The sequence below is a fragment of the Mycobacterium sp. DL440 genome, from assembly GCF_011745145.1.
Classification (GTDB): Bacteria; Actinomycetota; Actinomycetes; order Mycobacteriales; family Mycobacteriaceae; genus Mycobacterium.
Genome location: NZ_CP050191.1, coordinates 1343711 through 1366447 on the forward strand (window position 1 = coordinate 1343711; position 22737 = coordinate 1366447).

18 protein-coding genes and 2 tRNA genes are annotated in these 22737 nt (G+C 65.7%); 16 read left to right on the forward strand and 4 right to left on the reverse strand.

Annotation, left to right across the window (positions count from 1 at the left end; translation table 11 throughout):
* Positions 1-63 precede the first annotated feature (63 nt).
* The 8 genes from HBE63_RS06690 (at position 64) to HBE63_RS06725 (ending at position 10810) form a co-directional block, all read left to right on the forward strand.
* Entirely contained in the window at positions 64-1455 is a 1392-nt protein-coding gene (locus HBE63_RS06690; protein ID WP_166904058.1) for an aspartate aminotransferase family protein, read from the forward strand.
* Positions 1452-4349, forward strand: a complete 2898-nt coding sequence (locus HBE63_RS06695; RefSeq protein WP_166904059.1) for an FAD-binding and (Fe-S)-binding domain-containing protein — start codon at positions 1452-1454, stop codon at positions 4347-4349. Before HBE63_RS06690 ends, HBE63_RS06695 begins: the two co-directional genes overlap by 4 nt.
* Positions 4350-4363: 14 nt before the next feature.
* The gene (locus HBE63_RS06700; RefSeq protein ID WP_166904060.1) at positions 4364-5860 is read left to right on the forward strand and encodes an NAD-dependent succinate-semialdehyde dehydrogenase; all 1497 of its coding nucleotides are present in this window, start codon (positions 4364-4366) and stop codon (positions 5858-5860) included.
* 66 nt (positions 5861-5926) lie between these two features.
* Complete coding sequence (gene solA / locus HBE63_RS06705; protein ID WP_166904061.1) at positions 5927-7051, forward strand: N-methyl-L-tryptophan oxidase; 1125 nt, start codon at positions 5927-5929, stop codon at positions 7049-7051.
* Between the two features lie 23 nt (positions 7052-7074).
* Positions 7075-7752: a 3,4-dihydroxy-2-butanone-4-phosphate synthase gene (locus tag HBE63_RS06710; RefSeq protein ID WP_166904062.1), complete on the forward strand. Its 678-nt coding sequence runs from the start codon at positions 7075-7077 to the stop codon at positions 7750-7752.
* Positions 7753-7992: 240 nt separating this feature from the next.
* Positions 7993-9561, forward strand: coding sequence for an APC family permease (locus HBE63_RS06715; protein ID WP_166904063.1), 1569 nt, complete (start codon positions 7993-7995; stop codon positions 9559-9561).
* A gap of 173 nt (positions 9562-9734) precedes the next feature.
* Positions 9735-9959, forward strand: a complete 225-nt coding sequence (locus tag HBE63_RS06720) for a WhiB family transcriptional regulator (RefSeq protein ID WP_243858692.1) — start codon at positions 9735-9737, stop codon at positions 9957-9959.
* A gap of 71 nt (positions 9960-10030) precedes the next feature.
* Positions 10031-10810: an IclR family transcriptional regulator gene (locus HBE63_RS06725; protein ID WP_166904064.1), complete on the forward strand. Its 780-nt coding sequence runs from the start codon at positions 10031-10033 to the stop codon at positions 10808-10810.
* Between the two features lie 10 nt (positions 10811-10820).
* On the opposite strand, the gene HBE63_RS06730 is transcribed toward HBE63_RS06725, so the two are convergent.
* Together HBE63_RS06730 and HBE63_RS06735 are read right to left on the reverse strand one after the other, a co-directional pair.
* A complete protein-coding gene (locus HBE63_RS06730; RefSeq protein WP_166904065.1) occupies positions 10821-11753 on the reverse strand; it encodes a hydroxymethylglutaryl-CoA lyase in 933 nt (310 codons plus the stop codon).
* Positions 11750-12943 carry a CaiB/BaiF CoA-transferase family protein gene (locus tag HBE63_RS06735; RefSeq protein WP_166904066.1) on the reverse strand — a complete coding sequence of 398 codons (1194 nt, stop codon included), beginning with the start codon at positions 12941-12943 and terminating at the stop codon, positions 11750-11752. Before HBE63_RS06735 ends, HBE63_RS06730 begins: the two co-directional genes overlap by 4 nt.
* 265 nt (positions 12944-13208) lie before the next feature.
* Between HBE63_RS06735 and serA the strand changes: the two genes are divergently transcribed.
* From serA to HBE63_RS06750, 3 genes are all read left to right on the forward strand, one after another.
* On the forward strand, positions 13209-14795 hold the full coding sequence (gene serA / locus HBE63_RS06740) for a phosphoglycerate dehydrogenase (protein ID WP_166904067.1): 1587 nt from the start codon (positions 13209-13211) through the stop codon (positions 14793-14795).
* On the forward strand, positions 14792-15802 hold the full coding sequence (locus tag HBE63_RS06745) for a 3-isopropylmalate dehydrogenase (RefSeq protein ID WP_166904068.1): 1011 nt from the start codon (positions 14792-14794) through the stop codon (positions 15800-15802). Before serA ends, HBE63_RS06745 begins: the two co-directional genes overlap by 4 nt.
* 141 nt (positions 15803-15943) lie before the next feature.
* Entirely contained in the window at positions 15944-16558 is a 615-nt protein-coding gene (locus HBE63_RS06750; RefSeq protein ID WP_166904069.1) for a dihydrofolate reductase family protein, read from the forward strand.
* 110 nt (positions 16559-16668) lie between these two features.
* On the opposite strand, the gene HBE63_RS06755 is transcribed toward HBE63_RS06750, so the two are convergent.
* Positions 16669-17859 carry an MFS transporter gene (locus HBE63_RS06755; RefSeq protein WP_166904070.1) on the reverse strand — a complete coding sequence of 397 codons (1191 nt, stop codon included), beginning with the start codon at positions 17857-17859 and terminating at the stop codon, positions 16669-16671.
* A gap of 90 nt (positions 17860-17949) precedes the next feature.
* Here HBE63_RS06755 and HBE63_RS06760 point away from each other — a divergent pair, with 90 nt between their 5' ends.
* The 5 genes from HBE63_RS06760 (at position 17950) to HBE63_RS06780 (ending at position 21781) form a co-directional block, all read left to right on the forward strand.
* Positions 17950-19122, forward strand: a complete 1173-nt coding sequence (locus tag HBE63_RS06760; protein WP_166909462.1) for a S9 family peptidase — start codon at positions 17950-17952, stop codon at positions 19120-19122.
* Between the two features lie 59 nt (positions 19123-19181).
* A complete protein-coding gene (locus tag HBE63_RS06765) occupies positions 19182-19985 on the forward strand; it encodes a fumarylacetoacetate hydrolase family protein (RefSeq protein WP_166904071.1) in 804 nt (267 codons plus the stop codon).
* 9 nt (positions 19986-19994) lie between these two features.
* A complete protein-coding gene (gene gltX, locus HBE63_RS06770; RefSeq protein ID WP_166909464.1) occupies positions 19995-21461 on the forward strand; it encodes a glutamate--tRNA ligase in 1467 nt (488 codons plus the stop codon).
* Positions 21462-21576: 115 nt separating this feature from the next.
* A tRNA-Gln gene (locus HBE63_RS06775) sits at positions 21577-21651 on the forward strand.
* 57 nt (positions 21652-21708) lie between these two features.
* A tRNA-Glu gene (locus HBE63_RS06780) sits at positions 21709-21781 on the forward strand.
* Positions 21782-22013: 232 nt separating this feature from the next.
* On the opposite strand, the gene HBE63_RS06785 is transcribed toward HBE63_RS06780, so the two are convergent.
* The gene (locus HBE63_RS06785; RefSeq protein WP_055112748.1) at positions 22014-22715 is read right to left on the reverse strand and encodes an IclR family transcriptional regulator; all 702 of its coding nucleotides are present in this window, start codon (positions 22713-22715) and stop codon (positions 22014-22016) included.
* Positions 22716-22737: the final 22 nt, after the last annotated feature.

Consider the following 22737-nt stretch of genomic DNA (forward strand, 5'->3'; position numbering starts at 1 on the left):
CCGGGGTGACACCGAAAGAACAATCGTCGCTCGCTTGTCAGAACATCATCATGAGGAGATCCGATGACCGGTTCCACCACAGTGGACGTCAACACGCAGTACCAGACGGGTGTGCGCGACCATCTGCTGTTGCATTTCGGTCAGCACGCGAAGCTCCGTGATGGCGGCGAGATCCCGGTGATCGAACGGGCCGAAGGGGTTTATGTCCACGACTCCCGCGGTCGCCGATACCTGGATGCGCTGTCCTGCCTGTTCTGCGCGCAGATCGGCTACTCCTACGGGGACGAATTTGCCGCTGCTGCAACTGAACAGCTGACCACCCTGCCGTTCAACACCACCTGGGGTACGGCGCACCCCGCGGCGATCGAATTGGCCGAGCGGCTGGCCGATCTGGCGCCGGCCGGAATCAACCGGGCCTTCTTCACCTCCGGGGGATCCGAATCCGTCGAGTCCGCGTGGAAGTTGGCCCGCCAGTACCACATCGCCAACGGCGAGCCCGGCCGGATCAAAGCCATCGCGCGCCGGACCGCGTACCACGGCTTGTCGCTGGGAGCATTGGCGTTCACCGGGATTCCGGCCCTAAAAGAGCCCTTTGGCGCACCCTCGATCGAGGTGAGCCACGTTCCCAACACCAACCGGTTCCGAGCGGCCGACGGCGACGACTCGAGCGCGTTCACCGCGCGCATCCTCGCCGAAACCGAGGCGGCCATCGTCGCGGCCGGTCCTGAGACCGTCGGCATGCTGATCGCCGAACCGCTGCAGAACGCCGGTGGCTGCTTCACCGCTCCCGACGGGTACTGGGCGGGGCTTCGCGCGTTGACCGACAAGTACGGCATCCTGCTGGTCGCCGACGAGGTGATCACGGGCTTTGGCAGGCTCGGAGAGTACTTCGGAGTGAGCTCGGTCGGTGCGACGCCGGACCTGATCACCCTCGCCAAGGGAGTGACCTCCGCGTACGCGCCCATGGGCGTGGTGATGGTCTCCGATCGTGTTGCCGAGCCCTTCTTCCGCCCGGGACAGGTTCTGCAGCACGGCATCACATTTGCGGGCCACCCACTTTCGGCTGCCATCGCGCTGCAGAACATCAAGATCTTCGAACGTGACCGGGTGCTCGAGAACGTCCGGGAGCTGGCGCCATATTTGAAGAACCGGATGACGGGCCTGCTGTCGCTGCCGATCGTCGGCGATGTTCGCGGCGACGGCTTCTTCTTCGCGGCCGAGCTGGTTGCCACCGAACAGGGTGACCGGTTGAACGCAGAACAACGGGATTTCTTTGTCCGTCAGTATCTTCCGTCGCGGATTCGCGAAGCGGGCCTGATCGCGCGGGCCGATGACCGCGGTGAACCGTTGGTCCAGATCGCACCGCCACTGGTGTGCACCAAAGCAGAACTCGACACGATTGTCGACGCTCTGCAGGAGGTGCTCACTGACGCCGGAGAAAAGATCGGGCTGTGAACCCATCCGTCGACATCACCGATCTGGGCGGAGGCTCTTCTGTGGAAATCGACACCGCGACGAGACGCCTCGCGGAGTACAGCTACGACGCATCGAACTACCGGGTCACCCCCGCGGGGGTCGCCTTCCCGCGCACCGCTGCGGAAGTCAGCGAGCTCGTCGCCCGCTGCAGTGCGGCCGGGGTTCCCGTCACCGCACGTGGCGGAGGTACGTCGATGGCCGGCAATGCGGTCGGGCCCGGCGTTGTCGTCGACTTTTCGAGGCACATGAATTCGATTGTCGCGATCGACGTCGAGGCGCGGACCGCAGTCGTCGAACCCGGTGTGGTGCTGTCCGATCTGGCAGCAGCAGTCGAAGCGACCAGCGGTGGCGCGCTGACGTTCGCGCCCGACCCGTCGAGCAAGACCCGTGCCACGGTCGGCGGGGCGGTCGGCAACGACGCCTGCGGTAATCACTCGGTGCGCTACGGCCGAACCGCCGACCATGTCGTCGCGCTGGACCTCGTACTGGCCGATGGCACGAAACTGACTGCGACGCGCTCGGCGATCCGCGCCACTGACCCGGCCGACGCGCACGCGGTCGGCCGCGCGGCGGAGATCCACACGGCCTTGCAAGCACTCGCGTTGGAGAACATGGCCGAATTCCGGCTCGAACTCGGCCGCATTCCTCGCCAGGTGTCCGGGTTTCACCTGGCACACCTGTTGCCGGAAAACGGTTTCGACGTCGCGCGCGCACTTGTCGGCAGTGAGGGCGCGTGTGGAATCGTCGTGGCCGCAACCGTCGGGCTTGTCGAATCCCCACCGTCGGCACAGTTGTTCATCCTCGGCTACGAGGACCTCATCGATGCCGCGCGCGATGTCGAAACCATCCTGCGATATGCACCGGCCGCCGTAGAGGGGATCGACGAGTTGATCGTCGACACGATGCGGGCCCGGCGCGGGTCTGACTCGGTCGCCGATCTTCCGGTTGGGCACGCCTGGCTGTACGTCGACCTCGATGGTGACGACGTCGACGAGATTTCCGGGCGGGGACGCGAACTGCTCCGCGAGGTCTATGAACACGGTCGCGTGCTCGATGCGCGGGAGGTTCGTGACCCGGTGGCCCGCAAGAAGCTCTGGCGCGTCCGCGAGGACGGTGCGGGGCTGTCGTCGCGGCTCGAAGATCCCAAGGGCGACGGCACCGTGACATCGTGGCCCGGCTGGGAAGACTCCGCCGTCGCACCGGAGAAGCTCGCGGATTACCTTGTCGACTTCCGCGACCTGCTCGCCGAATTCGACCTGATCGGGGTGATGTACGGGCATTTCGGCGCCGGCTGCATGCACATCCGGATCACCTTCGACCAGCGGACCTTCGAGGGTCAGCAGGTCATGCAGCGGTTCCTGCGGGCCGCCGCACGGCTGGTGGTCAAGCACGGCGGCACGTTGTCCGGTGAACACGGCGACGGACGCGCCCGCTCCGAACTGCTCGCCGAAATGTATTCACCCGTGGTCATGAGAGCGTTCGCCCGGTTCAAGGAGATCTTCGACCCGGACGGGGTGCTCAACCCCGGCATGATCGTCGACCCGCCGGCCGTGACGGACAATCTCGCCCTCGGCAACGTGCCCGACCTTCCATGGCGGACAAGCTTTTCCCTGACCGAGACCCGTCACGGTGACGGAACCAGCGGCTATGCGGACGCGGTGCAACGGTGCATCGGCGTCGGGCGGTGCCGTTCGCGGTCGGGCGGGGTCATGTGCCCGAGCTACCGGGCCACCGGTGACGAGAAGGATTCGACGCGCGGGCGGGCGCGCGTGCTGCAGGACATGGTGCGCGGCGCGCGCACCGTCGACGAGGGCTGGGCATCCGAGGATGTCCGCGCCGCACTCGATCTGTGCTTGTCGTGCAAGGCGTGTTCGACCGATTGTCCGACCGGAGTGGACATCGCCACCTACAAGTCCGAGTTCTTCGACCATTACTACGCGAGTCGGCGCAGGCCGATGGCGCACTATTCTCTCGGCTGGCTTCCGCTGTGGCTGAAGATCACCGAATGGATCGCTCCCGTCGTCAACGCTGTCCTGGCCACCCGGTTGAAGCTCGTGATGCTGCGCGTGGGTGGCCTCACGACCGAGCGTGAACTCCCGCCGTTCGCGTCTCGTCGGCGAATCCGGAAGATCGTGGGATCGGGCGCTGGCGACCCGGCAGACACCGATGTGATGCTGCTTTTCGACTGCTTCACCAAGGGGTTTCGCCCGGAAGTCGCGGCCTCGGCGCTGCGGGTCGTTGCGGACGCCGGTCACCGGGTGCAGGTCCGCAGCGATGTGTGCTGCGGTCTGACGTGGATCTCGACAGGACAACTCGCGCGTGCCAAGAAGCACCTCGCCCGCACGGCACGCCTGCTCGACGACGGCACCGTCCGTCCGATCGTGGTCACCGAACCGAGCTGCGCGGCGGCGCTGCGCGGGGATCTGCCCGAACTCGTCCACAACGATGCGGCCCGTCGGGTCGCGTCCCGGGTGCGCAGTTTCGCCGAGCAGGTCAGTGCGCAGGCGCGCAACGGTTGGGCGCCTGCCCATCGGCTTCCCGATGCGGTGACGGTACAGCCCCATTGTCACGAGTACGCGGTCTTCGGCGCCGAAACACAGCGCCGCGCGCTGCATGCGGTCGGTGTGGGCACGGTGCACGAATCCACCGGATGTTGTGGCGTTGCAGGAAATTTCGGATTCGAGCGCAACCACTTCGAGACCAGCATGGCGGTTGCCGAACAGGCGCTCGCGCCTGCGCTGCGAGCGGGTCCGGCGGCGGTCGTGCTCACCGATGGGTTCAGTTGCCACATGCAGGTACGTCAATTGACCGACCGCCCAAGGCCGGGCGCGTCGGTCCATCTCGCACAAATTCTCGATCCTCAAGCACAGTAAGGAGATACCCAATAATGACCACAACAGCGGATACCTTCAGTCCCACGGCCGGGGCGTTGGCAGTCCCCACCGGATTGCTGATCGGTGGCACGTGGCGAGACGCAGCCGACGGAAAGACCTTCGCAGTAGAGAATCCCGCCACCGGCGAGACGATTGCGATGATCGCAGACGGTGGCCCCGCCGACGCCGATGCCGCACTGGAGGCCGCGGTGGCCGCCCAGTCGGCCTGGGGCCGCACGGCGCCCCGTGCCCGCAGCGAGATCCTGCGCCGCGCATACGATCTGCTGATCGAACGTGAGGATTGGATCGCCGAGGTCGTCACGTCCGAGATGGGGAAGCCGCTCGAGCAGGCCAAGGGCGAGGTGGCCTACGCCGCAGAGTTCCTGCGGTGGTTCTCCGAAGAAGCAGTGCGCATCGACGGGGATCACCTGCTCACCGGCGACGGCGCGAACCGGATCGTCGTCACCCGCGAGCCGGTCGGGCCCTGCGTGCTGGTAACGCCGTGGAACTTCCCGCTGGCGATGGGGACGCGCAAGATCGGTCCCGCGGTGGCGGCCGGCTGCACCATCGTGCTGAAGCCCGCCGAACAGACTCCGCTGACCATGCTCGCGCTCGCGGAGATCATGCAGGATGCCGGCTTGCCGGATGGTGTGCTCAATGTGGTGAACACCAGCGACCCGGGCGCGGTGGTCACGCCGTGGATGACGAGCGGCAAGGCCCGAAAGATCAGCTTCACGGGATCCACCGAGGTCGGAAAGCTCCTGCTCACGCAGGCTGCCGGCACCGTCATGCACACGTCGATGGAGCTCGGCGGAAACGCGCCGTTCATCGTCTTCGCCGATGCAGACATCGATGTCGCGGTGGAAGGGGCGATCACCGCGAAGATGCGGAACATGGGGGAGGCGTGCACCGCGGCGAACCGACTCTATGTTCACCGCAGCATTGCCGGTGTCTTCGCCGAGCGTCTGGCCGCGCGCCTGCGCGAGATGACGATCGGCAACGGCATCGAAGCCGGAATCGACGTCGGCCCGCTCATCGACAACGACGCCCGCGCCAAAGTCCAACACCTGGTCGACGATGCCCTGCGCCGTGGTGCCCGAGCAGTCACCGGCGGGAGCGCTCCGGATGGACCGGGGTATTTCTATCAGCCGACCGTTCTCACCGATGTGTGCACCGAGTCGGAGTTGATGACCACGGAGATCTTCGGGCCCGTTGCACCGGTGATCCCGTTCGACGATGAGGACGAGGTGATCGAACTCGCCAACTCCACCGACTGGGGGCTTGCGGGCTACATCTTCACTCAGGACGTCGACCGCGCGTTCGATGTCGGTGAACGTCTTGAAGTGGGGATGGTGGGGGTGAACACCGGCCTGGTGTCGAACCCTGCCGCACCGTTCGGCGGAGTCAAGCAGTCAGGACTTGGCCGTGAAGGCGGGAAGGTCGGCATCGACGAGTTCCTCGAGTACAAGTACTTCTCTGTCCCTCGACGGAGTCGTGGTGGGCAGCGGTAATCCGGTTTGCGGGGCCCGCGCCAACCCCCGTCGCGATGCAGTTTCACAACCCAGATTAGGAGAGCTATGAGTACCCCGACGGTGGCCGTGGTGGGACTCGGGACGGTCGGAGCCCAGTGCCTCTGGCAACTGAGCAAACGGGGCGTCGACCTCGCCGGCTATGAGACGTACTCGCCCGGACATGCGCGTGGCGGCGCCGGCGGAGACAGCCGGTTGTTCAAGAACATCGAGATGGAGGACGAACACTACAGCCCCGTGGTCGCGCGAGCCGATCAGCTTTGGGACGAACTCCAGCTGGAGTCCGGCCGGGAGTTGCGTACGGTCACCGGCGCCCTGATCACCGGCGCGCCGACCGACCTGGAGATGGAACGCGCGGTCAAGAATGCTGCGGATACCGGTGTGCCACATGAAATCTGGGATACCGAGACGTTGGTCCGCAAGGTGCCGCAGTACTGCCCCGATCCGGGTGACATCGGTATATGGGACAAGCGGGGCGGATTCATCCGTCCGGAGCTCAGTGTGGCGACGGCGGCGCGCATGGCCGAGCGGCGAGGGGCTCGGATCCATCGGCGACGGCGGGTGCTGGAGATTGCACAGTCGTCGCATGGCGTGGCCATCCACACCGACGATGGGGTGGATACCTATGACAACGTGGTCGTGGCGGTGGGCGCGTGGACACCGGTGCTGTTCCCGCGGTTCCGGGGCTTCATCATTCCGCGCCGATTGACCTCTGCCTGGTTCTTTGCCCGAGATGCCGATCACCTCAAGGGTTTTCCGCCGTTCATTCGCTCGGTTGCGACGTACGCCTACGGCATTCCGACCACGGACGGTACCGCCGTGAAAATCGGGCTCGGATTTGCCGACCACACGCCGGCGGACAACCCCGATCAAGTGGAACGCACAGTGCAGCCCGAGGAACTGGGGCCGTTCCAGGACAAGGTGCAACGCTATCTGCCTGGTCTCGATCCGGAACCCATGCGAACCGAAACCTACCTCGAGGGTTACACGCCGACGCGGCGCGAATGGATCGGTGCGCATCCGGACATGCCCAATGTTTTGGTTCTCGCCGGATTCTCCGGCCACGGTTTCAAACTGTGCCCGGCCATCGGTGAGGCGGCCGCAGAACGGGTGCTGGGCGAAGCGCCGACGCTCGACTTCGACTTCTTGGAGGACGGGCGCATCCCGTTCTGAGTATTCACACGAAGGGTGTAAACATGCTCGGGCAACTGAATGTCAGGCCGCCGGGATCGGCGGTGGGCGGCCGGCGCCGAAAAGTCGAGTGCGACATGGCGTTGTCGTCTGTTGCCGAAGGCCTGCCCCTCGTCGTCGCGAGTCCCCGGGGTTGCGATCTGATGGTCCTCGCCGCGCGTGCAACCACGGCATCGATAGCGTTCCTGGTTCGACATGGCAGCGGTTTCGTCACCGTGGCGATGACCGCTGACCGGCTCGCGGCGCTGGGTCTGCCGTCACAGCGCGCTCGCGACGGCGGTCGCCACCGGCCCGCGCTTCACGTCGCGGTCGACGCGGTCGCAGGAACGACAACGGGGATCTCGGCGCACGACCGGGCGCTGACCATTCGGTTGTTGGGTGATCCTGGCAGTACGCCGGGCGATTTTCTGCGGCCGGGCCACGTCATCCCCGTCCGCGCCGACTTCGAGAGCAATCTGCCCCCGGGCGTACCGGAAACGGCGGCGATGATCGGCCTGATCGCCGCGGACGCGCCGGCGACAGCGATCTGTTCACTGGTCGTCGATGCGGATCCGACGGGAATCGCGTCGGCACAGCAGGGCCGGCAGTTCGCGGAGACTCATGGGATCGGGTTTGTCCACAGCGGTGACATCACCCACCTGTTCTACCGCGATCGGGCGATGCGAGATGTGCATGGAATGTAGTTGGAGGCATCGTCGATGCACAGTAAAGATTCTGAGTCACAACCAGTTACGTCAATCAGATGAAGCAGGTGCGGCGGCGGGGGTTCGACGCCGGCGTCACCACGTTTGCGATCCACTTGACCGACTAGCCTTCCGACGCTCTACTACTCGGCAAGCAACTTGGTCATATGACTATGTCAATCGATCGAGAAAGTGTGTCATGTCACCATTCCTGCAGACCAGTGAAATCGAGGCGGGCAAATGAACACCACCACGCGGGACGCCCCTGGTGCGCCGCCGGTGTCCGGCACCGGTCAGCAGGCCGCCGGCCTCAGCGGATCGATGGGAACCTTCCGGTTGTTCGCCCTGGTGATGGCGTTCGTCTCACCACTGGTCGCAGTATCCGGCTGGATCGCGGTTCTCATCGCGTTCGGTGGTCCGGGTGCACCGGCGATGATGCTCGTGGCTACCGTACTCGTCACGATCTTCTCGCTGGGTTTCGTGGCGATGGGGCATCATATGGCCAGCCCCGGTGCGTTCTACTCATACGTCGCGGCGAGCCTTGGGCGTGTGATGGGGCTGGGGGCGGGATTCGTCGCGATCACCACGTACATCCTCCTGGGATTGTCGGCGTTCACGTTCTTCGGCATCGCCGGGTCCAGCTTCGTGGTTCGAGAGCTCAGCGGCCCTGAGATCAGCTGGTACTGGTATGCACTGGCGGTGTGGGTGGTGGTGAGCGTCTTCGGCTACCTGCACGTCGAGCTGTCGGCGAAGGTCCTGCTCGTGGCGATGGCGCTCGAAGTCGTCGTCGTCCTGATCTTCGATCTCGCGGTACTCGGGAACAGCGGCGTATCGGAGACGGGCGGTGTGACGCTCGAACCATTCTCGTGGCACGCGGTGTCGAGCGGATCGTGGGGGCTGGGTCTACTGTTTGCGATCTTGCTGTTCAACGGCTTCGAGGGCACTGCGGCCTTCCGCGAGGAGGTTCGCAATCCCGCCCGCACGATCGGCCGGGCGACGATGTCTGTGGTCGCGTTTGTCGGCATCTTCTATTGCCTCGCCTCCTGGGGAATCATCTCCTACTTCGGGATGGACACAGCAGTCGAGCTCGCCACAACCGATCCGGTCAGCATGTTCACCACGGCGCTGGGCGGGTCAGTTGGTGGATGGATGGTGGATGTGGCCAGCGTCCTGCTCCTGACATCGATCTTTGCGGGTCTGGTATCGATCCACAGCATCCTGGCGCGCTACATCTACTCTTTCGGCGTCGACCGGGTTCTCCCACGGAAATTGGCCAGCGTTCATCCACGACACAACTCGCCGTACATGGCGTCGATCGCTGCCAGTGTGTTGTTCGTCGTCGTCGAACTTCCGTTCGTGCTGGCCGGTGCCAACCCGTCGATGCTCTACGGTCAGCTCGGTGGCACCGGCGGCTACGCATATCTGCTGCTGTTCACGCTCGTCAGTCTCGCCGTCTTGGTCTACTTCTGGCGCCAGCGGGGGTCGCACTCGGTCAATGTATGGGTGGCAGTCGTGGCACCGACCGTTTCTATGGTCGGAATGGGCATCCTGCTGGTCGTCGCGATCATGAACTTCTCCACGCTGACCGGAGGTTCAGGCGTGCTTGCGATCGTTCTTCAGGCGACTGTCTGGGGTACCGGTCTGGTCGGCATCGTGCTTGCTCTGGGGTATCGGTGGAAACGACCCGAGATCCACGCTCGCATCGGTCGTCGGGATGTCGCGGACGCATCGCAGGCGGTCAACGCGACGGCAGTCCGGGAACAGTCGACCTCCGATCTCGCGGCGGCGAAGGCTATTCGCGAGCTGTAGCAGGCCGTCGGAGGTACACCTGCAGCCACAGAGGGGTTCGTATACAGATGCTTGAGAACATGATGCGCGAGGCTGTGCCGGCGGCATGTGCCGGTCGGATGGCCCCGGATACTGACGCCCGCACCCTCGACGAGCAAGTCTGGTCGTGGCAGATGTTGGCACGGTGTCGGGGCATGCCGGCGGAGGCCTTCTACCCACCGGAACACGAGCGCGGGGCTACGCGCCGCGCTCGTATGACGCAGGCAAAGATGATCTGCCGAGACTGCGACGTTCTTTCCCAGTGCCGCGAGTACGCTCTGAGAACAGCTGAACCACACGGTGTCTGGGGTGCACTTACTCCCCAAGAGCGGCAACTACTGCTCGGTCAGCCGCCGCGACGGCGCGGCGCCGGTGCCTGACGCGGCTGGCCCGGCCGCTCAGCGGTCGCACGCGTCTGTGTCATCGCCGCGACAGTGGATATTGTGAGCGTATGCCGTCGAGTGAACCGACATCGAAGCAGCAGCCGTTGCTCGTACTCGGCAAGATCGTCGAAATTCTCGATGCGTTCTCCTTTTCCCGTCCGCTCATGACGTTGGGGGAGATTCAGCACACGACAGGTTTGCCGATGTCGACGGTCCAGCGACTCGTCGGCAACATGACTTCGCGGGGTCTGCTGGACCGTTTCGGTGATCGTTTCGGTATTGGTGCGCGCGTGGCGTTTTGGGCCGCAACGGCGACGAAGCACCTGGATGTCCTGGCAGTGGTTCAGCCGGTCCTGCGCCGGCTGCGGGACCAGACAGGGGAGACGGCTGCGTTCTTCCGACGTGAGCGTGAATTCCGCGTTTGTGTGGCGCTGGCCGAGACACATCACGCATTGCGACGAGAGATGTATGTCGGCAAGATCGCACCGCTGACCGCCGGTTCGGCCGGTCGGGTTCTGCTCGCCTACGAACCCGAGATCGCCGAAAACGCCATCGCCGGACCGATTGAGGCGGTCACCGAATCGACGGTGACGGATCCGGCAGAATTGCGGGCCCGGATCACCCAGGCGCGTGCCGACGGGTATGCCATCACGGTGGGCGAACGAGACAGCGCAGGCTCCGGACTTTCCGCTCCGGTGTTCGGTCCGTCATCGGAAATCCTTGGCGCTGTGACGATCAGCGGCCCCACGCTGCGTTTGCCGAGAGAGCGTTGTGCTGAATGGGTCGATCTGCTCGTGACGTGTTGCGAGCAGATCACCCGTACGCTCGGCGGTCGGCCGCCGCGGTAGGAGCCGTTTACTAGGGCACCGCGGGCAGCACCCATTCGAAGGTTTGGGCGCGAGACCGGGCTCCTCGGGCGGCCGCTGAACGCATCGGCTCAGCGAGCTCCGTCAGCAGCGATTCGGATTGCTCGACCAGGCGCGCGAAGCTGCCGGGGTCGAGATAATCCGGCCTGGTTGCGAACAGGATGTCCTCGGTGGCGGTGTTGCCCGAAGCGCCGGGTGCGAATGGGCAACCACCCAGACCACCGAGCGCGCCGTCGATCACATCCGCACCCGCGGCGATCGCCGCCAGGGAGTTGGCGACTCCCATCCCCCAGGTGTCGTGGCCATGGAACACTATGCGGCGCCGGGGAACCCGATTCCGAATCTGATGGATGAGGGTGCGCACTTGAGCCGGGACCGCGTGTCCCAGGGTGTCGCACACAACGGTGTCGTCAGCGCCGTCGGTCCGCGGGTCGGTCACGATGTCCAGCACGCTCTGTTCGGGCACTGCGCCCTGGAACGGACAGGTGAACGACGTCGCAAGGCACAGCTGGATCCGACCGCCGGTCGCCCGGACGATATCGATTGCTTGCGGCATCGCGTTGAGGCTGTTCTCGGTACTGCGCCCGACGTTGGCGCGGTTGTGGGCGTCGGAAACGGACAGACAGTACTGAAAGTTCGTGGCGCCCATTTCGGCAGCTTTGGCGACGTGCCGGGGCGTGGCCACCCATACCCAGCAGTGTTCGAGCTCGTCCGGTGTGAGTTCGGCGATCACCTCCAGTGTGTTGGCCATTGGCGGTACCAGATCGGGACGGGCGAGCGAACCGATCTCAAGCTCGGGAACTCCGAGATCGAGCAGGAATCGGATGATTTCGAGCTTTCGTGCGGTCGGCAGCAGCTTTCCGGTCAGCTGTAGCCCGTCGCGCAATGTGACGTCGCGCAGCCGGGCTCCGCCGTCGCCGCTCATGGCTGTCGCTCCGCGACGAGATACCGAGCACGAATCTCCTCGGTATGTTCGCCGAGGTCGGGACCGACAGCGCGGACCGGGATGGACTCGCCTCCGATCACCGGCACGATGCCCGGAAAACCGACCTCGCAAGGCTCCGCTGAGCCGGTGTCGACGGGGAAGTACTGGACCATTCCGCGCGCCGCGTACTGCGCGTTGTCGGCGATATCGGCCGCGGTGAGGATCGGCCCGGAGGGGACGTCGACACCATCCAGCGTCGTGAGGACATCTTCGCGGGAATGCTGCGCGGTCCACGAGCTGATCGCGGCATCGAGTTCATCGCGCCGGCGCCAGCGGCCGTCGTTGCTGGCCAGGTCCGGATCGTCGGCCAGATCTGGACGGCCGATCGCGTTCATGTATCGCCGAAAGATCGCGTCGCCATTTCCGGCGACGACCACCGATTTGCCGTCGGCGCATACGTAGGCGTTCGACGGTGCGATGCCCTCCATCTGCCCACCCACGCGAGCTCGCTCGACGCCGTACGCGAGGTAATCCGGTACCAGGGATTCCATGACGGAGAAGATCGCCTCGTTGAGAGCGACGTCGATCGTTCGCTGGTGCGTCGGAAGCAGCTCTGTGCCGCGCTCGCGCTGAAACAGGGCCATCGCCGCCCCGAATGCCGCATAGATTCCCGCGATCGAGTCTCCGATCGACACCCCCACCCGGACCGGTTGCCGATCCGGGTCGCCGGTGAGTTCCCGCAGTCCGCCGAAAGCCTCCGCCACGGCGGCGAATCCAGGACGTGTGGCCAGCGGACCCGTCTGACCGAACGCCGAGATCCGGATGACGATCAGCGCCGGGTTGACGGCGGTGAGTTCCTCTGGGCCGATACCCCATTTCTCCAGCGTGCCGGGGCGGAAGTTCTCGATGACGACGTCGCAGTGGGCGGCTATACGAAGGACATCGCGACGCCCCTCGTCGGTCTTCAAATCCAGGACGATCGATTTCTTGTTGCGGTTGATCGTCCGGAACAGCATGGATGTCGAGCCGGCGTAGAGCCGCCATCTCCGTAGTTCATCGCCGGTGTCGGGGCGCTCGACCTTGATCACTTCAGCGCCGAAGTCGGCAAGGAGACGGCCGGCGGTCGGAGCAGCGATGTAGTTGCCGAGTTCGAGCACGCGAACTCCTTCGAGTGGCAGGGAAACGTCCATTTGCCTGAGTTCCTCCCCGGAATACGTAACCCACATTGTGAGTATTCAACCACAATATGGGTTCCCCGCGTCCATGGGAACACCGGCATTGCCCACGGAGGGAGAGGAACGCGACCGTGCGTTTGGATCAATCGCAGCGGCAGATGTATCGATGGTCCGATCCGAGGGGCCCTCGACGAGGAGTCCGACTCGCAGGCCCGGATGCAGTGGGCGGACGTCGTGAGGCAGTTGAAACGCCGGGCCACCAGCCCACTAGGCTGTCCGCGTGAGTCTTCCCGTTGTTTTGATTGCCGACAAGCTCGCGGAATCGACCGTCGCCGCCCTCGGTGACCAGGTAGAGGTCAGGTGGGTCGACGGTCCGGACCGCGAGAAGCTGCTCGCTGCCGTGCCGGAAGCCGACGCGCTGCTGGTGCGTTCTGCCACCACGGTGGACGCCGAGGTGCTGGCTGCAGCCCCCAAACTCAAGATCGTCGCCCGCGCCGGTGTCGGCCTTGACAACGTCGACGTGGACGCCGCGACCGCCCGCGGAGTGCTCGTGGTGAACGCACCGACTTCCAACATTCACAGCGCTGCCGAGCACGCCCTTGCCCTGCTGCTGTCCACGGCCCGGCAGATCCCCGCCGCCGACGCGACCCTGCGTGAACACACCTGGAAGCGGTCGTCGTTCTCGGGCGTCGAGATCTTCGACAAGACCGTCGGCGTCGTCGGCCTGGGCCGCATCGGGCAGTTGGTCGCCCAGCGCCTGGCTGCCTTCGGCGCGCACATCGTGGCGTACGACCCCTATGTCTCGCAGGCCCGCGCAGCCCAGCTCGGCATCGAGTTGCTGCCGCTGGACGAGCTGCTCGGCCGCGCCGACTTCATCTCGGTGCACCTGCCCAAGACCAAGGAGACCGCCGGCCTGCTCGGCAAGGAGAACCTGGCCAAGACCAAGCCGGGCGTCATCATCGTCAACGCCGCCCGCGGCGGTCTGATCGACGAGCAGGCCCTGGCCGATGCCATCAACAGCGGCCATGTGCGTGCCGCCGGCCTGGACGTCTTCTCCACCGAACCGTGCACCGACAGTCCGCTGTTCGAGCTGCCCCAGGTGGTCGTGACCCCGCACCTGGGTGCCTCGACCGCTGAGGCGCAGGACCGCGCCGGTACGGATGTGGCCGCCAGCGTGAAGCTGGCGCTGGCCGGCGAATTCGTGCCGGACGCGGTCAACGTGGGCGGCGGGGCCGTCGGCGAAGAGGTGGCGCCCTGGTTGGACCTCGTGCGCAAGCTGGGTCTGCTGGCCGGTGCCCTGTCCGATGCTGCTCCGGTCTCGCTGTCCGTGCAGGCGCGTGGCGAGCTGGCGTCGGAGGACGTTGAGATTCTGCGGCTGTCGGCGTTGCGGGGCCTGTTCTCCGCGGTGGTCGACGAGCAGGTGACGTTCGTCAACGCACCGACGCTGGCCGCCGACCGTGGCGTGGCGTCTGAGATCAGCACCGCCACCGAGAGCCCGAACCACCGCAGCGTGGTCGATGTGCGCGTCGTGCACGCCGACGGCAGCGCGGTGAACGTGGCGGGCACCCTGTCGGGGCCGCAGCTGGTCGAGAAGATCGTCCAGATCAACGGGCGCAACTTCGACCTGCGGGCCGAGGGTTACAACCTCATCGTCCATTACAACGATCAGCCGGGCGCGCTCGGCAAGATCGGCACCCTGCTGGGCGGGGCGAACGTCAACATCCTCGCCGCACAGCTGAGCCAGGACGTCGACGGCGACAGCGCCATCGTGATGCTGCGCCTGGACACCGACGTGCCCGAGGATGTGCGCGCCGCGCTCTCTGCCGCGGTTGACGCCACGACGCTGGAAGTGGTCGACCTGTCATGAAACTCGCTGTAATCGCCGGTGACGGCATCGGTCCGGAGGTCATCGCCGAGGCGTGCAAGGTGCTCGACGCGGTGCTGCCCGGTGTGGACCGGACTGAATACGACCTGGGCGCGCGTCGCTATCACGCGACCGGGGAGACTCTGCCCGAGGGCTTCGTCGACGAGCTCAAGGGCTATGACGCAATCCTGTTGGGCGCCATCGGTGATCCCTCCGTACCCAGCGGTGTGCTCGAGCGCGGACTGCTGCTGAACATGCGGTTCGCGTTGGACCACCACGTGAATCTGCGGCCGTCTCGGCTGTTCGCCGGGGTTTCCAGCCCGTTGGCCGGCAACCCGGCGATCGACTTCGTGGTGGTGCGCGAGGGCACCGAAGGTCCCTACACCGGAACCGGCGGCGCGATCCGGGTGGACACCCCGCACGAGGTCGCCACCGAGGTGTCCACCAACACCCGGTTCGGTGTGGAGCGAGTCGTGCGTTACGCGTTCGAGAAAGCCCGCACCCGGCGCAAACACCTCACGCTGGTGCACAAGAACAACGTGCTGGCGTTTGCCGGCTCGCTGTGGAAGCGCACCGTCGATGAGATCGGTGCGGAATACCCGGACGTCGAGACGGCTTACCAGCACATCGATGCCGCGACCATCCATATGGTCACCGATCCCGGCCGGTTCGACGTGATCGTCACCGACAACCTGTTCGGCGACATCATCACCGACCTGGCGGCCGCGGTGTCTGGCGGTATCGGACTGGCCGCGAGCGGCAATATCGATGCGACGCGGACCAATCCGTCGATGTTCGAACCCGTGCATGGCAGCGCGCCCGACATCGCCGGGCAGGGAATTGCCGATCCGACCGCCGCGGTGATGAGTGTGGCGTTGTTGCTCGCCCACATCGGCGAGACCGACGCGGCGGCGCGGGTCGACAAGGCTGTTGGTGAGCACCTGGCCACCCGCGGTGACGCGAAGCTCTCGACCAGCGAGGTCGGCGAGCGGATTCTGTCGCTGCTGTAGACGTTGACTCCGCGCTGAGGGCGCGTGCCACACGCACATTCGCGCCCTGGACGCAGAGTCGACGATCGACGAGAGCGTGCTAGCCAACTGCTCAGCGCCGGGCGGCGATGAATCTGCCCGGGCCCACGGGTCTGTATGGGCATGGGACTCATTCAGATCGAACTGTTCGCAACCCTGGACCTCGTCGCGCAGGCGCCCGGCGGCCCCGACGAGGATCCGGTGGGGTTCTCGTTCGGCGGCTGGCAGGCGCCGCTGATCGACGAGGTCTCCGGCGCGCAGGTCGCCGCCGCGTATCAGGGCACCGATGCGCTGCTGCTCGGTCGGCGCACCTATGACATCTTCGCCGCGTACTGGCCGCAGCAGGACGACGAATTCGGCACGTTGTTCAACCGCATCCCGAAGTATGTGGCCTCCCGCGGCAATCCCGAACTCTCGTGGGATGGGTCCTCGGTATTGGGACCGGACCTGCCCGGCGCGGTGCGTGAGGTCCGTGACCGGCACGAGCATGTGACGGTTGTCGGAAGCTTGAATCTGGTGCAAACGTTGTTGCGCGAGAAGCTTTTTGACCGTCTCGACCTCTGGTTGCACCCGATCGTGCTCGGCGTGGGAAAGAAAGTGTTCGACGGTGGCGCGGTGCCCACCAACGTCACACTGCTGCAACCGCCGGTGGCCAGCCCGAGCGGCATCGTGTATCTGCAGTACGGACTTGCCGACGGAACCCCGGAGACAGGGGACATGAGCGAGTTGGACGGCTGAGGTGACCGGTTCGTGGCGACGAAGGCGCGGTGTGGTCCGATCGGCTGCAGCGTGTCCACCCCACCGCGAGCAGACGTAGAACTGCCCATTGTTGACGGGAAGGGGCAGTTTTACGTCTCTTCGCGCACCGGATCGGCCGGCACGAGCGGCACGGCCAACAACGGCAACAACGCACACACCGCGAAAGCCGCGGGGTATCCGGCCAGGCCGATCAGCGCCCCGAACAACGGCGCCGAGCTGGCGGTGGCCAGGTGCTGGCTGGTGTTCTGGGTACCCAATGCGCGTCCGCTCCAGAACGGACCGGCGATCTCGGCGATCGCCGTGAACGCCAAGCCGTTGTCGGACACCGTGATCACCGAGGCGATCACGATCAGGGCAACACTGATCGGGGAGCCCAGCCAATCGGTGAGCGCCAGCAGCCCCATCGCCGCCGCGGCCGACAATGCGATGGTGCGAATGGGGCGAAGCCGCTGCCCGACCACATCGGACCAGCGGCCCGCGGCGATCCGGCCTGCCGCGCCCAGCAATTGAGCGATGGTCACCAGCGTGCCGGCCGATGCCGCAGACCAACCCCGATCGCTCATCAGCCATACCAGAGTGAACGTCCATACCAGGCCCTGTGGCACTACCAGCAGTACCGAGACGGCGTGGATGCGCCACAACACGTTTGAGCCGCGGTACGGGTTGGCCAGGTGCTCGGCCGGCGCCTCGTGGCGGGGCGGACGTGGCGGATCCAGTACGCCCACAGCGCAGATCACCGCCGCCAGCACGCACACGATCGCCGGGAACAGCAATGCGGTTGCCACACCGTGGGATTCGGCCAGGCGCGGAATTACCAACGCGCCCAATCCGACACCCAGAGGCGTTGCCGTCTGGCGGATCCCCATGGCCAGCCCGCGCTGTTCAGGTGGGAACCAACCGACCACGACCCGCCCGCTCGCCGAATTGCTGCTGGCCGCAGCCATTCCGCCCAACAGTAGAAATACCCCGACCATCACCAGGGAATGTGCCGCGGCCGCGCCGAACGCCGCAGCCGCGGTCAGTGCCGAGCCCACCGTCAACACGATCCGCTCGCCCACCCGGTCGACGACATAGCCCCACGCGATCAGAGTGAGCACGAGCCCGAAACTCGGCATCGACGACAGTAGGCCCGCTTTGGCCAGATCCAGGCCGCGCTCGGCGTGCAGCGTCGGAATGAGGAACGCCGCGCCGTTGATGAACACGTTGGCGCATGTGGTGGCAGTCAGTGCAATCGCCAGCATCGACCAACGGCGGAACGTGCTGATCGACGAAACGGCCATGGACGCATCGTTTCACGGCGTCTCAAAATATTGAACTTCTATTCCAAAATATGAGACGCATCGAACGTGCAATACGCTGTGGCCGTGAAGATGTCGTTTGTGGCAACCGTTCTGCTGACGTGTGGATTCTTGACAGCGCCGACCGCTGTGGCGGCGGTGCCCGACTGGTCTGGCCTGGACGTTCGTCACTACGACGCGCCGATTCCCACGCCCGGCAGCCTGATCGAGACTGTCCCGCTGGATCCCGCGCTGTCGGTACCTGGCGCAGCGACGGCTTACCGCATCCTCTATTCAACTGTCGATCAGCATGATTCGCCGGCAGTCAGCACCGCGGCGGTGTTCATTCCGCGTGGCGAGGCGCCCGAGGGTGGCTGGCCGACGATCGCGTGGGCGCACGGCACCGTGGGACTCGGCGACGATTGCGCTCCCTCGGCACAACCACGCAGCGACCGAGATGACGAATACCTGACGCACTGGCTCGACCAGGGCTACGCCGTTGTCGGCTCCGACTATGCCGGGTTGGGCACCCCCGGTCTGATGAGCTACCTCAACAGCGTGGCCACCGCGCACAGCGTCGTCGATTCGGTGATCGCCATGCACCACATGGATCTGCCGTTGTCACCGAAGTGGGCCATCGTGGGCCAGTCGCAGGGTGGCGGGGCCGCCGTCAACAGTGCGCGCTGGGCCACCGAATTCAGCCGCGGCACCGGTCTGGATTACCGCGGCGTGGTGGCGACCGGCACACCCTTCAATGTCGAGGGCATCGTCAAGCAAGCCGGGCCGGACATGGCGCTGCCGCCGAACATGGGGCCCGCAGCCAACAGCTACACCGGTTACATCCTGGCCGGGGTGCGGGAGGCGCGGCCCGATCTCGACATCGACAGCGTGCTCACTCCGGCCGGGCTGGACGCGGTCGCCAAGGCGGAGACGCTGTGCAAGCCGCAACTCGACCAGCAGCTCACCGGTATGACACCGACCGCGTACTTCCGCGCGCCGCTGGCCACCCTGCCCGGGCTCACCGAAGCGCTCGACGCCTACCTGGGCACGCCGACCAGCGGGTACGACCGGCCGATCTTCCTCGGCATCGGGCTGCTGGACCGCGATGTCCCGCCGAACATGTCGCAGCAGCTTGCCGATCAGCTACGCGCCAACGGGCAGGACGTCACACTGAAGGTCTATCCCGACGCGGATCACTCCGGGGCGGTGATGGCCTCGGTTCCCGACTCCACGCCGTTCCTCGCCACGGTGTTCGACGGGCGCTGACGAAAGCGACTGGAGGCGTCCGCGCTGGTCGTAAGACGCTGCGCACTACCCTGGTCAAAATGCGCTTAGGTCGAATCGCCAGTCCCGACGGCGTCGCTTTCGTCAGTGTTGAAGGCGACGGTGCGGATACCGTCTGCAAAGAGATCGCCGAGCATCCGTTCGGCAACCCCAACTTCACCGGGCGGAGCTGGCCGCTGGCCGACGTCCGCCTGCTGGCACCCATCCTGGCCAGCAAGGTCATCTGCATGGGCAAGAACTACGAGGCCCACGCCCAGGAGATGGGTGGGGTGGCTCCCGAGGATCCGGTGATCTTCCTCAAGCCCAACACCGCGATCGTCGGCCCCAATGTGCCGATCCAGTTGCCGGCCGACGCCCATCCCGTCCACCACGAGGGTGAGCTGGCGATCGTCATCGGGCGGCCCTGCAAGGATGTGCCCGCCGCGCGGGCCGCCGAGAACATCCTGGGCTACACCATTGCCAACGACGTCTCGGCGCGTGACCAGCAGGCCAAGGACGGCCAGTGGATGCGGGCCAAGGGTCACGACACGTTCTGCCCCGTGGGCCCGTGGATCGTCAACGACCTCGACCCGTCCGATCTGGAGATCCGCACCGAAGTCGCACACAGAATTGCCGGCTCTGCCGGCGAAAGCGAAGTGCGCCAGCGCAGCCGAACCTCGCTGATGATCCACGACATCGGTGCCATCGTCGAGTGGGTCTCGGCCGTCATGACGCTGCTGCCCGGGGACCTGATCCTGACCGGAACCCCAGAGGGCGTCGGTCCGATCGAAGATGGCGACACCGTCAGCGTCACCGTCGAAGGCATCGGCACCCTCACCAATCCCGTTGTGCGTAAGCAGAAGTAGAGGTAAATGATGACATCTCCCTCTGGTCCGGTCAGGGTGAGGTTCTGCCCGTCGCCGACCGGCACCCCGCACGTCGGGTTGGTGCGCACCGCCCTGTTCAACTGGGCCTACGCCCGGCACACCGGCGGGACGTTCGTCTTCCGCATCGAGGACACCGATGCCGCGCGTGACAGTGCCGAGAGTTACGCCGCGATCCTCGACGCACTGCGCTGGCTGGGTCTCGACTGGGACGAAGGGCCCGAGGTCGGCGGCCCGTACGAGCCGTACCGGCAGTCGCAACGCAGCGAGATCTATCGTGACGTGATCGCCCGTCTGGTCGAGGCCGGCGAGGTCTACGAGGCGTATTCGACGCCCGAAGAGGTCGAGGCGCGGCACGTGGCGGCCGGGCGCAATCCCAAACTCGGATACGACAATTTCGACCGCGACCTCACCGATGAGCAGCGCAAGGCCTTTGCCGACGAGGGCCGTAAGCCCGTGCTGCGCCTGCGCATGCCCGACGAGGACCTCGGCTGGACCGATCTGGTGCGCGGGCCGGTGAGTTTCCCGGCGGGCTCGGTGCCGGATTTCGCCATCACCCGCGCCAGCGGAGATCCGTTGTACACCTTGGTCAACCCGGTCGACGACGCGCTGATGAAGATCACCCACGTGCTGCGCGGCGAGGACATCATGCCCTCGACGCCGCGCCAGATCGCGCTGTACCAGGCCTTGATGCGGATCGGTGCGGCCGAGCAGGTGCCTCAATTCGCCCACTTGCCAAGTGTTCTCGGCGAGGGCAACAAGAAGCTGTCCAAGCGTGATCCGCAGTCGAACCTGTTCCTGCACCGCGATCGCGGCTTCCTGCCGGAGGGTCTGCTGAACTATCTGGCGCTGCTGGGCTGGGGGATCGCCGACGATCACGACGTATTCAGCCTCGACGAGATGGTGGCCGCATTCGATGTGGCCGACGTCAACTCCAACCCGGCGCGGTTCGACCAGAAGAAGGCCGACGCGATCAACGCCGAGCACATCCGGCAGCTGACGCCCGAGGATTTCACCGCACGGCTGCACGCATATCTCGACGCCCATGGTCACGACACCGGTTTGGACGACGCCGCATTCGCCGAAGCCGCTGCGCTGATCCAGACCCGCATCGTCGTACTCGGCGATGCGTGGGGCCTCTTGAAGTTCTTGGACGACAGCTCCTACGAGATCGACGAGAAGTCCGCTGCCAAAGAACTGCGCGAGGAGGCCGCACCGGTCCTGGACGCCGCGCTGAGCGCCTTGGAGGGAGTTTCTGAGTGGAACACCGCCAACATCGAGGCGGCGCTCAAGGCGGCGCTCCTGGAGGGTCTGGAGCTCAAGCCCCGTAAGGCGTTCGGGCCGATCCGCGTCGCAGTCACGGGTGCGACGATCAGCCCGCCGCTGTTCGAGTCGATGGAACTGCTGGGCGCCGACCGCAGCCTGGAGCGGTTGCGTGCGGCCCGGGGCAGGGTGTGAAAAACCGTCCGAAATCTTTGGTAGTCTGCTCGTCGGCCCGAAAAGCAAAACGGGGAAGCCCCCGCTGAGCCGATCGGATCGAAATCGCCTGTGACCTGCGGTGATGGGCAATAAATGGGGTATGGTGTAATTGGCAACACAGCGGTTTCTGGTACCGCCATTCTAGGTTCGAGTCCTGGTACCCCAGCCAACTAGCGGATTAGGTCAGTGAGATCGCCTGAGCTATGCTGACCATCCGGAAGTTCTAGCCCCCGTCGTCTAGCGGCCTAGGACGCCGCCCTCTCACGGCGGTAGCGTGGGTTCGAATCCCATCGGGGGTACAAGAAGTAAAAGCGCCCAGTTCTTACGAACTGGGCGCTTTTGCGTTGGGCGGGCTTTGTGCCCGGAGTCGATTTCGTCCCGTCACGCAACCGGTCTGTCACGCCAGAGTGGCTCTGGGTGTCGAACGTCACTCTGGTGTGACGCTGGCCGGATTTCAGTGTCGGATTTTGGCGCCGTGCCGTGCCGTGCCGGACGGCACGCCGAGGCGTCACGAAAATACTGAGATTCGCCTCACAGCCGGCGGGTCAGCGCGTCGGCCGCGGCCAGAAGATCGGCCGCCCAGCGGGCCCCCGGCCGGCGGCCCATGCGGTCGATCGGTCCGGACACCGACACCGCGGCAATCACGGCACCCCGGCCGTCACGCACCGGCGCCGAGACGCTGGCCACCCCCGGCTCACGTTCGGCGGCGCTCTGTGCCCAGCCCCGTTTGCGTACCTCGGCCAGCGCGCGGTCGGTGAACTTGGCCGCCGGCAGTACAGCCTGCTGGGTGGCCGGGTCGGCGTAGGCGAGTAGAACTTTGGCCCCCGAGCCGGCGGTCATCGGTAGGTGGGTGCCCACCGGCACGGTGTCGCGAAGGCCGGCCGGGGGTTCCAACGCCACCACACAGACTCGTGATTGGCCCTCGCGCCGGTACAACTGGACGCTCTCGCCGGTGATCTCGCGCAGGCGGGGCAGGACCGCGGCCCCAGCCGCCAGCAGCGGATCGTTGACGTGGGAGGCCAATTCGGTCAGTGCCGGGCCGAGACGCCAGCGTCCGTCGCCGTCACGGGCCAGCAGCCGGTGGGTTTCGAGTCCCGCGGCCAGCCGGTGCGCGGTCGCCCGGGGGAGGCCGGTCCGCTCGCAGAGTTCGGCCAGCCCGCACGGTGACTCGGCCACGGTGTGCAGCACACCCACGGCTTTGTCGAGGACGCCGATGCCGCTATCATTTCTCACAGAGAGATACTAGCGTCTCGCA

Coding starts and splice junctions, on each gene's coding strand:
- HBE63_RS06700 (WP_166904060.1), top strand. CDS start 4,364: ATGACCACAACAGCGGATACCTTCAGTCCCACGGCCGGGGCGTTGGCA.
- HBE63_RS06710 (WP_166904062.1), top strand. CDS start 7,075: ATGCTCGGGCAACTGAATGTCAGGCCGCCGGGATCGGCGGTGGGCGGC.
- HBE63_RS06765 (WP_166904071.1), top strand. CDS start 19,182: ATGCGCTTAGGTCGAATCGCCAGTCCCGACGGCGTCGCTTTCGTCAGT.
- HBE63_RS06745 (WP_166904068.1), top strand. CDS start 14,792: ATGAAACTCGCTGTAATCGCCGGTGACGGCATCGGTCCGGAGGTCATC.
- HBE63_RS06720 (WP_243858692.1), top strand. CDS start 9,735: ATGCCGGCGGAGGCCTTCTACCCACCGGAACACGAGCGCGGGGCTACG.
- HBE63_RS06715 (WP_166904063.1), top strand. CDS start 7,993: ATGAACACCACCACGCGGGACGCCCCTGGTGCGCCGCCGGTGTCCGGC.
- solA (WP_166904061.1), top strand. CDS start 5,927: ATGAGTACCCCGACGGTGGCCGTGGTGGGACTCGGGACGGTCGGAGCC.
- HBE63_RS06750 (WP_166904069.1), top strand. CDS start 15,944: ATGGGACTCATTCAGATCGAACTGTTCGCAACCCTGGACCTCGTCGCG.
- HBE63_RS06760 (WP_166909462.1), top strand. CDS start 17,950: ATGTCGTTTGTGGCAACCGTTCTGCTGACGTGTGGATTCTTGACAGCG.
- HBE63_RS06730 (WP_166904065.1), bottom strand. CDS start 11,753: ATGAGCGGCGACGGCGGAGCCCGGCTGCGCGACGTCACATTGCGCGAC.
- gltX (WP_166909464.1), top strand. CDS start 19,995: ATGACATCTCCCTCTGGTCCGGTCAGGGTGAGGTTCTGCCCGTCGCCG.
- HBE63_RS06690 (WP_166904058.1), top strand. CDS start 64: ATGACCGGTTCCACCACAGTGGACGTCAACACGCAGTACCAGACGGGT.
- HBE63_RS06735 (WP_166904066.1), bottom strand. CDS start 12,943: ATGGACGTTTCCCTGCCACTCGAAGGAGTTCGCGTGCTCGAACTCGGC.
- HBE63_RS06725 (WP_166904064.1), top strand. CDS start 10,031: ATGCCGTCGAGTGAACCGACATCGAAGCAGCAGCCGTTGCTCGTACTC.
- HBE63_RS06755 (WP_166904070.1), bottom strand. CDS start 17,859: ATGGCCGTTTCGTCGATCAGCACGTTCCGCCGTTGGTCGATGCTGGCG.